The 12,554-nt window shown below is 61.7% G+C and carries 15 protein-coding genes; 6 read left to right on the plus strand and 9 right to left on the minus strand.

Translation table 11 applies throughout. The features are described 5' to 3' along the window. Positions 1-239: 239 nt before the first annotated feature. From CH275_RS18115 to CH275_RS18125, 3 genes are read right to left on the minus strand one after another with little or no spacing between them, the layout of a single operon-like run. Positions 240-845: a GntR family transcriptional regulator gene (locus CH275_RS18115; RefSeq protein WP_094679698.1), complete on the minus strand. Its 606-nt coding sequence runs from the start codon at positions 843-845 to the stop codon at positions 240-242. A 49-nt stretch (positions 846-894) separates the two neighbouring features. After that, positions 895-1,458, minus strand: coding sequence for a hypothetical protein (locus CH275_RS18120; RefSeq protein ID WP_094679699.1), 564 nt, complete (start codon positions 1,456-1,458; stop codon positions 895-897). 51 nt (positions 1,459-1,509) lie between these two features. Beyond that, positions 1,510-1,761 carry a hypothetical protein gene (locus CH275_RS18125; RefSeq protein WP_094679700.1) on the minus strand — a complete coding sequence of 84 codons (252 nt, stop codon included), beginning with the start codon at positions 1,759-1,761 and terminating at the stop codon, positions 1,510-1,512. 546 nt (positions 1,762-2,307) lie between these two features. Between CH275_RS18125 and CH275_RS18135 the strand changes: the two genes are divergently transcribed. Beyond that, on the plus strand, positions 2,308-3,909 hold the full coding sequence (locus tag CH275_RS18135) for an ABC-F family ATP-binding cassette domain-containing protein (protein WP_094679702.1): 1,602 nt from the start codon (positions 2,308-2,310) through the stop codon (positions 3,907-3,909). Between the two features lie 23 nt (positions 3,910-3,932). Here the strand turns inward: CH275_RS18135 and CH275_RS18140 are convergent, their stop codons facing one another. Together CH275_RS18140 and CH275_RS18145 are read right to left on the minus strand one after the other, a co-directional pair. Beyond that, positions 3,933-4,418, minus strand: coding sequence for a hypothetical protein (locus CH275_RS18140; RefSeq protein WP_094679703.1), 486 nt, complete (start codon positions 4,416-4,418; stop codon positions 3,933-3,935). Beyond that, on the minus strand, positions 4,415-5,128 hold the full coding sequence (locus tag CH275_RS18145; RefSeq protein ID WP_143546813.1) for an SMI1/KNR4 family protein: 714 nt from the start codon (positions 5,126-5,128) through the stop codon (positions 4,415-4,417). The genes CH275_RS18140 and CH275_RS18145 overlap by 4 nt, the downstream gene beginning before the upstream one ends. 128 nt (positions 5,129-5,256) lie before the next feature. On the opposite strand from CH275_RS18145, the gene lepB reads away from it, so the two are divergent. Then, entirely contained in the window at positions 5,257-5,994 is a 738-nt protein-coding gene (gene lepB, locus CH275_RS18150; RefSeq protein ID WP_094679705.1) for a signal peptidase I, read from the plus strand. On the opposite strand, the gene CH275_RS18155 is transcribed toward lepB, so the two are convergent. Further along, positions 5,995-6,372, minus strand: a complete 378-nt coding sequence (locus tag CH275_RS18155; protein WP_094679706.1) for a PLD nuclease N-terminal domain-containing protein — start codon at positions 6,370-6,372, stop codon at positions 5,995-5,997. A 92-nt stretch (positions 6,373-6,464) separates the two neighbouring features. Here CH275_RS18155 and CH275_RS18160 point away from each other — a divergent pair, with 92 nt between their 5' ends. After that, positions 6,465-7,367, plus strand: a complete 903-nt coding sequence (locus CH275_RS18160; protein ID WP_306436954.1) for a type IV toxin-antitoxin system AbiEi family antitoxin domain-containing protein — start codon at positions 6,465-6,467, stop codon at positions 7,365-7,367. Positions 7,368-7,395: 28 nt separating this feature from the next. On the opposite strand, the gene CH275_RS18165 is transcribed toward CH275_RS18160, so the two are convergent. From CH275_RS18165 to CH275_RS18175, 3 genes are all read right to left on the minus strand, one after another. Next, positions 7,396-7,761, minus strand: a complete 366-nt coding sequence (locus CH275_RS18165) for a hypothetical protein (RefSeq protein WP_094679707.1) — start codon at positions 7,759-7,761, stop codon at positions 7,396-7,398. 234 nt (positions 7,762-7,995) lie between these two features. Beyond that, positions 7,996-9,324 carry a glycosyltransferase 87 family protein gene (locus CH275_RS18170; protein ID WP_256991106.1) on the minus strand — a complete coding sequence of 443 codons (1,329 nt, stop codon included), beginning with the start codon at positions 9,322-9,324 and terminating at the stop codon, positions 7,996-7,998. A 125-nt stretch (positions 9,325-9,449) separates the two neighbouring features. Next, positions 9,450-10,352 carry a DMT family transporter gene (locus CH275_RS18175; RefSeq protein ID WP_256991107.1) on the minus strand — a complete coding sequence of 301 codons (903 nt, stop codon included), beginning with the start codon at positions 10,350-10,352 and terminating at the stop codon, positions 9,450-9,452. A 203-nt stretch (positions 10,353-10,555) separates the two neighbouring features. On the opposite strand from CH275_RS18175, the gene CH275_RS18180 reads away from it, so the two are divergent. The 3 genes from CH275_RS18180 (at position 10,556) to CH275_RS18190 (ending at position 12,505) form a co-directional block, all read left to right on the plus strand. Then, positions 10,556-11,053: a MarR family winged helix-turn-helix transcriptional regulator gene (locus CH275_RS18180; RefSeq protein ID WP_094679709.1), complete on the plus strand. Its 498-nt coding sequence runs from the start codon at positions 10,556-10,558 to the stop codon at positions 11,051-11,053. 149 nt (positions 11,054-11,202) lie between these two features. Continuing rightward, positions 11,203-11,676 carry a DIP1984 family protein gene (locus tag CH275_RS18185; protein ID WP_094679836.1) on the plus strand — a complete coding sequence of 158 codons (474 nt, stop codon included), beginning with the start codon at positions 11,203-11,205 and terminating at the stop codon, positions 11,674-11,676. Between the two features lie 259 nt (positions 11,677-11,935). Continuing rightward, positions 11,936-12,505: a cysteine hydrolase family protein gene (locus CH275_RS18190; RefSeq protein WP_094679710.1), complete on the plus strand. Its 570-nt coding sequence runs from the start codon at positions 11,936-11,938 to the stop codon at positions 12,503-12,505. Positions 12,506-12,554: the final 49 nt, after the last annotated feature.

Here is a 12,554-nt window from a genome sequence, read left to right on the forward strand (position 1 = left end):
GGGTGGGTCCGTTCGGGGGGATGGGGGTAGGTGGGACGGATTCCGAGGTAGAGGCAGACATGGTGTGCTCCAGCGGGCTGGCAGGCACCGGCAACGGATGTTTTCCGGTGAGTCGCCTCTGGTAACTCTCCGAAACGACTGCCTAATTTGTATACAAAAAGTGTGTCATTTCAGTTATCTCCCGCTACGAACATGTTAAGGACTGGATATATCCCTTGAATCGTATACGACTTTGCGGTTCAAGCCTCGCCCGGGGCGTTGGTCTCGTCGCGTCGGAGATGCTCGTCCATCAGAAATCCGGCCTGCACCGGGGAGCCGTTGAGGATAGCCGCAGCCAAGGCAGCGTGATCGTGGACGGACGCGCCCGGATCGTGCCCGAGACCCCACGCCACCCGGCGATTCACCCCGGCCAGCATCTCGCGCAGTTGATCGTTGCCTGCTGCGATCGCGACCAGGTCGTGAAACGGTGGAGCCGTCTCCGAGGTGGGCGACTGTGCCCGGGCCAGGTCGACCACTGCGGTGAGTTCGTCCACCACCGGGCCGCCCCGGTTCTTGGCGGCGAGCTGAGCGGCCAACACCTCGAGCCCATGACGAACTTCGAGGAGTTCCTTGTTCTCCTTGTGCAGCGTGGTCGACACCGTCGCGCCTCGATAGCGAACGATGGTGACGAAACCTTCGGCCTGGAGCTGAGCGAGTGCTTCGCGCACCGGGACCCGGGACACGCCGAAGGCCTTGGCAATGGACTCCTCGACCAGCCGCTCGCCGCCGACGCGACGACCGGACAGAATCTCGTCACGCAACGTCTGGGCGATGATGCCGCCCGAAGATTCGCCGTCTGGATTCACGAGGTGAGTCTAGATCGGATCGACGGTGACACCGATCCGGTCGCCGCAGTCAGTCCAGACGGTTGAACCATCCCCCGCCGCGTAGTCCTGCTCCACCCAACCCATTGGGAGCTTGCGTACCTGTCCACAGCCGCTCGACTTGTTCCGACACCGCCGCGATGTGATCGCCGTCGAGAGTGACGACTGCCTCGGATACATCGAGCCTCGGGATTGCAGTAACGAATCGTCGAGGACCCGACGGCGGGATCGGAACGAGGAGCACGCTGGCCTGCAAAGAACCCGCCCCTGAAAATGAATCTCGGACTTCCATCAGAACCCTGTCGGGAGCTGGACGATCGAGCGCCACGGTTCGACCGTCCGCGAACTCGATACCGAACAACACAGACGCCGTCGTATCCGGTTGGTGAGCGAAATCAGGTTCGCCCAGAACGAGATCGACGTCGAGTTCGCGGGTCAGCACCGACACGGAGAACATGAGGCCGAAAGAATAGACGCGGATGTTGGACAGCCACACAACCGCCTTCCCCGTTCTGTTCAGATCGGGTGACTCGGCCAGCACGGTCGGTCGCTCGCTGCGGAGGGCCTCGGTCGTTGTCGAATACTCGTATCGCATATCGGCTTCCTCCTATCTCATCGGCCCGAATGTATCGTGCTGAACGGTCACCTAGGTCCGCTGGCAGTCGACCCGGTACGCGAAGTAGAGGTACAGGAATCCGGTGATTGCGCCGCCCAGGCATCCGACGGCGATGTCGAGGGGAATCGAACCGAAACTGACCACCAGTTGAGCCAGCAGAAAACCGACGGCAACCGCGGGAGCCAGTGCGAGAGCGTTGATGTAGTCGCTGCGAGTAGCGCCGCTCTTCTTGCTCATCGGGCCGGTCATCACGTACTGGCGAAACGTTCGCTGGTTCGACACGTCGATCCTCCTGTTGTGCAGTCGGTACGGTAAGAATATACCGAGCGGTCGAATTTGTCCGGGTCGAGTGGTGAGGCGGTGAAGCGATGCGTGCGGTGGTCTTCTTCGTGGTGCTTGGTGTCGTGTACAAGTGGCCGCTGTTCGGAGACAGTCCTGATCAATGGTCGGCGCTGTCTCAGGGCATCGTTTTCGGTTTGATCGCCAGCACGATGACGACGCCTACGGGATGGAGGACGATCCGTCGTCTCCGGAGCCGACTCGATGGGTCCTATCGGCCGGATTCCGAAGTTCCTGAGTAAATCGGGTGCATTCGACCGCGCTCACCGCGGTCCAGTGCACCCGATTCGGGACGTACGTCCGAAAACGGATGGCGCGTCGTCGGTGCTGCTTGCTACCGTCGCGGCATGCATTTGATCTTCCAGTGACGGATTACACGGTTCGAGTCGAGCGCCTGAGCGTTCGGCCGTGCCGTCGTTCCAGGGCCCTCTTGGCCCTTCCGTCCACTCGCGCGCAGATATACTGGCGCGCTTGCTCTTTGGAGATTCAATGCCACATTCAGCAGTAGTTTCTGCGCGCTCCGACGCGCAGCTCATCGCCTCGAACATCTCGGTCGCCTTCGGCGGCTCACCTGTACTGAGCGGCATCGACATCGCCGTGACCCCCGCATCCCGGTGGGCAATCGTGGGTGAGAACGGTCGCGGCAAGTCCACCCTGTTGCACATATTGGCCGAGAGGTTGAGTCCGGACTCCGGGAACGTCTCACGCGTCGGGACGGTCGGTGTTGCCGAGCAGGAGATGCTCACCACCGACGAACGCACTGTCGGAGAGGTACTTCGAGAGTCCATGGCCGATTCCCTGACTGCATTGGCGAACCTCGACGCGGCATCGGAAGACCTTGTCTCTGGTGTCGCTGGAGCCGAAGAGAAGTACTCCGTTGCACTCGAGCGCGTCGAGGCCCTGGATGCCTGGGACGCCGAACGGCGGGTGGACGTCGCTCTCGACGGCCTCGGCGCGGTGAGTGACAGATCTCGGATACTGACCGAACTGTCGGTCGGACAACGCTATCGGGTGCGGCTTGCATGCCTGCTCGGAGGAAATCATGACTTCCTGTTACTCGATGAACCGACCAACCACCTCGACCGAGCAGGCCTCGATTATCTGACAGAACGACTTCGGTCTCGCGCAGGTGGTGTCGTGGTCGTTTCTCACGACCGAGCACTGATCTCCGATGTAGCGCAACAGATTCTGGACCTCGACCCGACGCCGGACGGTCGCCCCCGCATGTACGGGGACGGATACGACAGCTACCGCGCGGGGCGTGCTGCCGAGTTGGTCAGGTGGGAGCAGGAGCACCGACAACAGTCGGCGGAGACGGCCAAACTACGCGAGGATCTGAGCAGGGCGCAGAACAGGCTGGTGGGCAGTTGGAGGCCCGACAAGGGCACGAACAAGCATCAACGTGCCACGCGAGCCGGTGGACTCGTTCGGAACGTGCACCGCAGGCAGCAAGATCTCGAATCTCAGCTGCTGCCCGTTCCGGAACCCCCTCAGCGGCTGAGGTTTCCGGAGATCGCTGCCGCATCCGGTCCTTCCCTGCTGATTGCGGATGATGTCGCAGTCGAAGGTCGACTGAACGGGCCGGTGTCGCTGAATCTGGAGGCCGGCGTCAAACACGTGGTGACCGGCCCCAACGGGTCGGGAAAGTCCACACTGCTGTCCGTGCTGGCGGGTGAGCTGGTTCCTACGGCCGGGCAGGTTCGGGCTTCTCGTGCTGCACGAGTGGTGCTGTTGCGACAAGAGTCTGCGCTTCCACCGGAATGCTCGGCAGGACAATACTTTCGATCCTGTAGCGGCGTGGCTGTCTCGTTGTCTTCGCTGGGGCTGCTGCGATCGAGGGAGACGAGCAAGCGAATCGGGGAACTCTCGATGGGCCAACAACGTCGACTCGATCTGGCGCTCGCACTGTCCCGCCGACCACACGTCCTGTTGCTCGACGAGCCGACGAATCACCTGTCCATCGCATTGGTGGACGAATTGACCGAGGCATTGCACGCAACCGACGCGGCGGTGGTGGTCTCCACACACGACCGACAGATGCTTCGGGACATGAGTGACTGGAAAGCCCTTGACCTCGAGGGTGAACGATAGATGTTGTGCCGGCTTCTTCCGACTCACGCGCAGGCGTCGGGGCTGTCGAAAGCTGTTACGAATCCGCAGGCGAAGGTGCGGGAAACCTTCCACACGTTGTCCCAACGGACGAAGGGAATCGGACCGACCGGATAGGGCTCGCTATTTCTGAAGTGCCCTTGCCCACTCGCGTTGACGGCATCCGGGCCGGTGGGTTCGACCGTCGTGAATTCGATATGTTGCGGATCGGGCTGAGCGCCCCACGCGCGTGCGAGCGACACGTTGTGTTCGCTGGGTCCGTCGAACAGTCGTGCCCGATCCTCTTCTCGCACGGAGTAGTCGAGGCTTGCGGCGAGAAGCTTCGTCAGTTGCTGTGCGGTGGGAACGGCATCGGTGATCGGCGGCGGGGGAGTAGCGAATTGTGTCGACCGAACCGAGGCGACGGGAAGCCGGGGCTCCTCGACTTCGGCTGGCGCGCAGGCACAGACCATCATCACGAGAGCGATGACAGACACTCCGGCGCTTTTCATCGACTCATTGTGTGTTGCCAACGCAACTGGCCGTCGACGACGGCGGGAGTATGACCGTCGAAGGCTGTGCCGTTGCCGAGGCTGTCTGCCAAGTCCGTCAACATCGCGCTCAACGACGGCCACTTGGGGCCTGCACCGTCGGCATCGACCTTCTGAAACTCTGTGACGCACCCACGGAGAGGGCCTGACCGAGCGTCGACGAACAGCAGATACCCGTCTGCTCCTGCGAACGGAATGAATTCCGGCAAGTAGGTTCCGACGTAGTCTCCAGCTGACGTACCGAACCGAGGCTCGGCACCCATCTCGGCATCGATCTCACCCCAGATGTCGAGTTCGAGCTGACGTTCCTCGACCGCGCGGTCGAGGTCGAACAACTCGTGCATGGGAAAGATCGATACCCAATTCTCGCGGGGAAAGCCGTTGACGAGACGAAAGAACGAAGTCAATTCCTCGGGCCACAGGCCGCCGGTTGCGCGCATTGCGTCCTGAATCTGTTCGTCTGTGGCACCGGCATTCGAGACGGACGAGAGGTTGTCGTTGAGCCACTTGGCAATTCGGCCCCATTGTTCGACAACCGGGTCCGCCGGACTCGGGGACGCGGCCCGATGTGGAGCGGGGTTTACGACTCCGGCGTCGTACTCGGTTTGCAGTTGTATGCGGCGTCGCAGATCGTCGTCGCTCGCGGTGTGGCTACCGTTGTCCGTCGACACCACCTCACCGCGCCAGGCGTCGATTGTGCGCCCGGGTTATGACAATGACCGGGAGTGCGACCGGCACAACGAGGCCTGGAAACAACATGCTCGGTACGATACGCGATGGAGGGCTCTAGACTTCCAGGATGGCGAACGCACTCGACAGTCGGCGACGCAAGATCCCGTCTTGGTTGCGTGAGACAGCAGTCCTCCTCGTCGTCGCGCTGGTGCTGAGTGTCTTGCTTCAGACGTTCGTCGGTCGGGTGTACTTGATCCCGTCCCAGTCCATGGAGCCCACGCTGCATGGATGTCCAGGATGTACGGGCGATCGAATCGCGGTGGACAAGATCACCTTTCGCTTCGGTGACCCCCAGCCCGGTGATGTGGTGGTGTTCAAGGCACCGACCTCGTCGTGGAACGTGGGCTACAGCTCGACGCGGTCGACCACCCCGATAGCCAAGGCACTGCAGGACGCAGGGTCGTGGGCGGGGCTGGTCGCGCCCGACGAGAACGATCTCGTCAAACGAATCATCGCGACCGGTGGGCAAACCGTGCAGTGCTGCGACGCGCAGGGCCGCGTCGAGGTCGACGGACGGCCACTCGACGAGCCGTACGTCGTCATGGACTTCCCGTTCGTCGAGAACACGCTCACCTGCGATACCGCGCCGCAATCCGGCCGCTGCTTCGGTCCGGTGACCGTTCCGCCCGGCAACTTCTGGATGATGGGTGACAATCGAAGTGGCTCAGCCGATTCCAGATCTCACGCCCGCGACGAATTGGGTGGCACAGTTCCGCTGGACGATGTCATCGGCAAGGCGCGTCTGATAGTCTTGCCGCCCTCGCGATGGGGCAGCATCGAGTCGCCGTCGATTCAGCAACGCTGATCACAATCCCAGATCGCGTTTGCGACGCTCACGTTCGAGTCGACGCTGCTCCTCTGCTCGTTCCCGGCAGCGACGGAGAAATTCGGCGTCGGCCTCGGGATTCTGAGCAGCCTGACGGCCGGGGCGCGTCTCGTACTCCGGAAAAGCGGAGTTGCCGGCCCGTCGGTAGCCGGAGCCCCCGCCGGGCCCTCCCCAGATTCCACCGCCTACGGGACGTCCCGCGAACAGCCAAGCCAGCGATCCTGCCAGCGGCAAGAACACCACCAGCAGCAGCCAAACGATCTTGGGGAGGTATCGCACCCCGCCGTCGTCAGCGGTGATCACGTCGATCAGGCAGAACACCCACAACAACATCACCAACAAGCCGACGTACGGCATTCCGAGTCCTCCACGTTCGAGACCATCCGGTCTGATGTATCGAGCATCGTAGCGGGATATGTGCGGATTCGACAGTCGTGCAGAGAGGATCCATGTGGAACCGCCTCGACGCGTCCAACGTCCAAGTCGGCATGCTCGATGATTGGTTGGCGCAACACGACGGTGTGATCACCCGCGCACAAGCAGGCGCATGCGGCCTGAGCGCCGATGCTGTCGACCGATTGGTTCGCGCGGGTGCATGGATGAAGGTTCACCGAGGCGTGTACTTCGTTGCGGACCGCCCATTCACGACCGACGCGCGAATCCGGTCGGCGGTATGGGCCGCGGGAACGAGCGCGATGCTCAGTGGCGAAGCTGCAGCCTTTTGGCACGGGGTAATTTCCGAACCGCCCAGCGTCATCGAGGTCACCGGCCCGCGGCGCGGTCGAAGCCGTGCCGAGGGCTGCAGGCTTCGCCGACGTGACGTGCACAGCAGAGACATCATCGTGCGCCGTGGACTCAGAGTCACCTCGCTCGAACTTTCGGTTCTGGAAGCGGCGGTCGGTAAGGCGCACATCATGGACCGGGCGCTGCAGCGGCACACCGACTTGGAAAGATTGAAGCGTGCGCACGCGCGAAATCCGGGTCGAACCGGCGCTCAGAAGGCCGAGCGGTTACTGAAGGCGGCCGAGACCGGCGCTCGCTCGGAAGGCGAGCGGCTCCTAGTGCGCGAACTCCGAGCCCGCGCGGTTTCTGGCTGGGTGGCCAACTATCGCTGGGGCGGATACGAACTCGACATCGCGTTCATTGTGGAAATGGTGGCGATCGAGATCGACGGTTGGGCCTTCCACACCGATCATGACGCATTTCAACGTGATCGGACCCGTCAGAATGCCCTCTCGCAGAGTTGGACGGTGCTTCGGTACACCTGGTTGGATCTGACGGAGCGACTGGAGCAGGTTGTCGCCGAAATCATCGCCACGGTCAACCGAATCCGGTGCAGCCAGCCGCGCTGAGCGCGGTCAACTGCACACGATTTCGGGGTCAGTGGCCTTCGCAGTAGATGAACAGAGACGACCCGCGCGCACCTCTGGTGAACGTGACAGAGACGGGGTCCCCCGATCTCGGAGCCGGGCGCGACGTGGACATCGTCTCGGCTTCGCAGGTGAAGCCCAGTGAGGTCCAGCTGGTCCTCGTTGCGGCACCGCACGAGACCGGAAGCAACGGGGGGTAGGACGGGTTGGCCGCAGTGACGGCCGGCCCGTCCAGTTCTGTCGATGCGTCGAATCGAGCCGACCACGCGGGGTGGCCCACGAACTCTGCGAATACGACGCCCTCAGTGAACACGAAGCCATCGGGGATCGTGAAAGCAATTTCGTCGACCTTGTTCGACGCGTCATCCTCGTCCATGGACATAGGCTTGCCGGGCTCGAAAGAGCTGCACGATGAAGTGAGGAGGATCAGCAATGCAAGCGGGGCCTTCCACGATCTGTTCACGTCATTGCCGATCTGGTGAGGATGTCTTGTGCGGATATCGGTAACTCCCGGAGAACCCCCAATCCTGCGACGCGTCGACACCCGTCCAATTCGACTGTGATTCGGGCACTCAGGCTACTCAGCATCGCTTCGGTACTGGGCACCTACTCATCGGGCTGCACGGCGGAACGAGGAGAGCAGTGTGACAACCATGGTTGCGAGAAATACTGCTGGATAGGTGAATTGAACCGCGGCCTCGAATGCAGGGGATCCCTCGAACATGAAGATTCCGATTGCCTTGATGCCGCGGTAGTCGGTGAAGTACCAGGCGATCATTGGCGAGGCAACCGCTACCGGTGCCAGCCAGCTCCACCAGGTGCGATTCCGAATGGCGTAGTCGAGGGCGACGACCGTCAACGGTACGCACCACACCCAGTGATGGCCCCACGCGAAGGGCGAGACCATGGGGGTTGCGAGCCCGCAGATCACCAACGCCAGCAACGTCTTACCCGATTTGTGAGCGCGTGCGGCTGTCCACAGGGCGACGGCGGCAACGGCAGCCGCAACGAGGAACCAGACCATGAACGGTGGCGTGTGGCCCGGCCACAGCCGAGCCAGTGCGCCGTGGATCGACTGGTTCGCCGGCGACGCGAGTGCTCCGATCCGTTCGGAGTCGACCATCGTCGCGGTCCAGAACTTCCACGAATCGGACGGGATGATCAGGAATCCTGCTGCAACGGTGACCAGGAAGGCGGCACTCGCGGTGACCGCTGCACGCCACTGTCTGATGGCCAGCAGATAGAGGACGAAGAACGCGGGAGTCAGCTTGAGCCCCGCGGCAACGCCCACACCGACACCGCGCAGACGGCTACCCTCGCCTCGGCTCAGATCGAACAGAACCAACACGAGCAACAGCAGGTTGATCTGCCCGAGCCAGATGGTCATGCGCACGGGCTCGAGCCAGGTGAATGCGATCGCCATCGGCGCGCTGACCAGATACATTCCGCCGCTCCGGTATCCGAGAGCACGCCAGCTCAGGACAACCGTCGCGTAGACCAACAGCACATTGATCGCCTGCAGCAGTGTCACAGCCGTCGTCACGGTGAGCAGCGCCAGCGGGGTGAAGACCAATGCCGCGAACGGCGGATAGGTGAAGGGGAGGCCGATATCGAACAGGGCGAACTCGTAGAGCGGCTGACCGAGTAGGACGACGTCGCCACCGTGGCGGTAGACGATGGTGTCGATTCCGTTGCCGAAGAGCCCGAAAGGACCTCTCCATCCGAGGAAGTACGCATGCGCTGCGATGGCGATACACGCTGCGATTACCGACCCCGCCAGCCATCGACGACCGAACCGATGCATCTGCTCGGATCGCACAGACTCGACCCGAGCACTCGGAACATCGTGTGCGCGTGTGCCTGTGGTGTACGTCTCGTTCGCGCCATGCATGCGCGGTCCAGATTCGATGCGTTGTGACACGAAGCTGGACGACGTCATGAAGGCCACGATAGTTCGCGGCAGCTGTGACCAGGGATCCGACACGGACTGATCGGTCGTTTTTTGGGGCGGCCTTCAGGTTGCGCTGGACGCGGTCCCCGAATACGTGCCGCGATTCATATGCACTACTTGTTTCTGGAGCTGAAAAAGGAATTCCGTTGGTATCGAGAATAGTTCGACGATCGCGGCGGTCGGGCCGTGGCGAACTGTCCGGCTATCGAACCGATTAGTGCGATGCCGAAACCTGCGCATTGCAGTCCTGTCATGTTTTGTCCCAACACGATCCAACCGAGTGCGGCCGCGGTCAATGGACTGAGGATGCCGAGAAGGGAGATGCTTGCGGAGGGCAGAGTGCGTGCGCCGCGGAACCAGAGCGCGTATGCCATCGCACCTCCGATCATCGAAAGCCATGCGTAACCGATGACTGCTTGTGCATCGATGGACAAGGGGCCGTCGTCGACGATCGGGATCAACGGCAAGATCACCACGCCACCGACAAGTAATTGCCACGCAGTGGAATTGAGCGGAATCGTGTTCGGCGGCACACCCCAGCGCCTGGTGAGTACGATGCCGGTCGCCATGCTGGCAGTGCCGATTACTGCAGCGGCCAGACCGAGTGGATCGAGTCCGATTGTGCCCGATGTGGCCGTCAGCGCGATCCCGGCAACGGCGACGACGGCCCATCCGATCTGTACGGGACGTGTGCGGCCCCAACCGAACGCAGTTGACATCGCGATGATGACGAGCGGCTGCGCGGACCCCACGACTGCGGCAATCCCTCCGGGTAGTCGATACGCCGCCACGAACAGCATCGGAAAGAACAAGCCGATGTTCAATACGCCGAGGGTCGCGGTCTTCAGCCGCCATCCCTTGATTGGAATTCCTGGAGCGATGAGCAGGAGAAGTAGCCCGGCGGGGACTGCGCGAAGCACGCTGGCCGTCATCGGTCGATCCCGTGGCAGGAGTTCGGTGGTCACCAGGTAGGTCGTGCCCCAAAGGATGGGGGCAAGTGCGGCAGCGGCCGTCAAACCAAAAGTCGACGGCGCGATGTCACGCGGGAGGCGTCGAGCATCGGTTGGTTGCACCTGTATACGAGGTGTCCGCATCGTCGGCTCATCTCCAAGGGTTGTCTGTAACATCTTAACGCTGAACTATCTAGTGTTGAACGGTAAGGTTGGCATGACAGAATGTCAAACAATTGAGCTCTGAAATATTGAAGGATGGCCGACCGATGGTGGACGAAGCTCTCGATGCAGTGGACCGGATAGTCCAGCAGTGGCACGCCGAGCGGCCCGACGTCGATGTCAGCCCCATGGCGGTCATCGGCCGTATCGGTCGTGCAGCGTCGGTTCTGGACAAACGCACGCAGGCAGTGCTGATCGAATTCGGTTTGCAGTCAGGTGAATTCGACCTGATCGCGACGCTCCGACGCGCCGGGGCTCCGCATCGCCTCACTGTCGGACAGTTGTTGGACAGCGCGATGGTGACGTCGGGTGCTGTCACGCACCGTTTGAACCGGTTGACCGAGAAAGGACTGATCGAACGAGAAATCGACCCCACCAACCGTCGGGTGGTCATCGTGCAGTTGACGCCGGCCGGAGTTGCCGCAGTGGACGCCGCACTACCAGCGCACGTGGCCAACGAGGAGGCTCTGCTGAGATCATTGAATCCGGATGAGCGAACGCAGCTCGCAGGCTTGTTGAAGCGACTACTTCTGGATCTTCGGTAGTGATCCATCGATCGACCACCCGCACAAGCTCTTCCGCATCTCGGTGAACTGTGGTACTTGTTGTCTTATGAACACATTCGACACGTCGAAAGGCGCATGAGCGCCCGTAGTCATCCCACCTCCGGTTCCGGCACGCCGAGGTGCACATCATGAAGCTTGCCGAGGCCCTTGCTGAACGAGGGGAACTGATCAAGCGCTCCGAACATCTGAAAGTTCGGATTCTGGCCAATGCCCGCCACCAGGACGGTGAATCACCGGCCGAAGTTGCATCGATTCTGTTGTCGGAGTACGCATCTGCACTCGATCGACTCGAAGTACTCATCCGCAGGATCAATCGGACCAACAGCGCCGCGACGATGCGGGACGGAACCATCACCGATGCGCTCGCCTCCCGCGACGTGTTGCGTATGCGGCACAGGACGATCTCGGCCGCAGCGGATGCGGCGTCGGGCCGCGATCAGGAGCACAGGTACGGCCCGCGTCAACTGCGGTCGGAGCTGGTCTACGTAGCAGCTCTGCCGGTGGCCGAGTTACGTTCTGCTGCAGATGAAATCGCCAAACAGATCCGGCTGGTGGACCTGGAGATCCAACGCGTCAACTGGGAGTTCGACTTGATCGAGTAGTTCACCATATGCCGGGTAGTAGGTAGTTTTCGTTTCGAGGCGAGCACGTACCGCAGGTCGGCGGTCTTCCGGCCTTTCTCCTGCGTGGTGAGCAGCGTTCCGGGCATTCACCCGGTCACATTGCAGCTCAGTACAATTCACGCAGCAAGGTGCATCGCGCATAGTGCACTACCGTGTGCTGATCGAACGGGAACGAGGGTGGGTAAGGGGCCACCCGGCATCATGGTCTCCGCGGTTGTTCGCGGCTAGTCTGGACGGTATGGACGCTCCATCGATACGACTCGAACGGCCCGCACTGATCGTCATCGACGTACAGGCCGGGTTCGACGATTCGGAGTTCTGGGGTCCACGTGACAACCCACTGTGCGAGAGCAATATTGCTGCACTCGTTCGTTTGTGGAGATCGAAAGCATGGCCGATCGTGTTCGTGAGGCATGACTCCGAGAACCCACAGTCTCCGTTGTCTCCGACCGGTGTGGGGCATGCGTTCAAGGATGTCATCGATGGGACGCCGGACCTGTTGGTCAGCAAGCGCGTCAACTCGAGCTTCTACGGCACGCCGGATCTCGACGCCTGGCTTCGCGGTGAGGATATCGATCAGGTGGTGATCTGCGGGATCACCACCAACCACTGCTGCGAGACCACCGCTCGTATGGCCGGGAACCTCGGTTACGACACCTATTTCGTCATCGACGCGACTCACACCTTCGATCGCGTCGCACTCGACGGGACCACTGTTCCAGCTGCGACGCTGTCGGCCATGACTGCGACAAACCTGCACGGAGAATTCGCAACGGTGGTCACGACGGAGGCCATTCTCTCGAACTGAGGAAGGGGCACAATGCAAATGACAGGTCGAACGGCTTCGGTCGAGTTCT

The sequence above is a fragment of the Rhodococcus sp. 06-235-1A genome (assembly GCF_002258785.1).
Classification (GTDB): domain Bacteria; phylum Actinomycetota; class Actinomycetes; order Mycobacteriales; family Mycobacteriaceae; genus Rhodococcoides.

What these genes read in the sequence shown, in the direction of transcription:
- CH275_RS18170 (WP_256991106.1), bottom strand. Translation starts at nt 9,324, where the DNA reads ATGACGTCGTCCAGCTTCGTGTCACAACGCATCGAATCTGGACCGCGC.
- CH275_RS18185 (WP_094679836.1), top strand. Translation starts at nt 11,203, where the DNA reads ATGAAGCTTGCCGAGGCCCTTGCTGAACGAGGGGAACTGATCAAGCGC.
- CH275_RS18190 (WP_094679710.1), top strand. Translation starts at nt 11,936, where the DNA reads ATGGACGCTCCATCGATACGACTCGAACGGCCCGCACTGATCGTCATC.
- CH275_RS18140 (WP_094679703.1), bottom strand. Translation starts at nt 4,418, where the DNA reads ATGAAAAGCGCCGGAGTGTCTGTCATCGCTCTCGTGATGATGGTCTGT.
- lepB (WP_094679705.1), top strand. Translation starts at nt 5,257, where the DNA reads ATGGCGAACGCACTCGACAGTCGGCGACGCAAGATCCCGTCTTGGTTG.
- CH275_RS18165 (WP_094679707.1), bottom strand. Translation starts at nt 7,761, where the DNA reads ATGGACGAGGATGACGCGTCGAACAAGGTCGACGAAATTGCTTTCACG.
- CH275_RS18120 (WP_094679699.1), bottom strand. Translation starts at nt 1,458, where the DNA reads ATGCGATACGAGTATTCGACAACGACCGAGGCCCTCCGCAGCGAGCGA.
- CH275_RS18160 (WP_306436954.1), top strand. Translation starts at nt 6,465, where the DNA reads ATGTGGAACCGCCTCGACGCGTCCAACGTCCAAGTCGGCATGCTCGAT.
- CH275_RS18180 (WP_094679709.1), top strand. Translation starts at nt 10,556, where the DNA reads ATGGTGGACGAAGCTCTCGATGCAGTGGACCGGATAGTCCAGCAGTGG.
- CH275_RS18155 (WP_094679706.1), bottom strand. Translation starts at nt 6,372, where the DNA reads ATGCCGTACGTCGGCTTGTTGGTGATGTTGTTGTGGGTGTTCTGCCTG.
- CH275_RS18135 (WP_094679702.1), top strand. Translation starts at nt 2,308, where the DNA reads ATGCCACATTCAGCAGTAGTTTCTGCGCGCTCCGACGCGCAGCTCATC.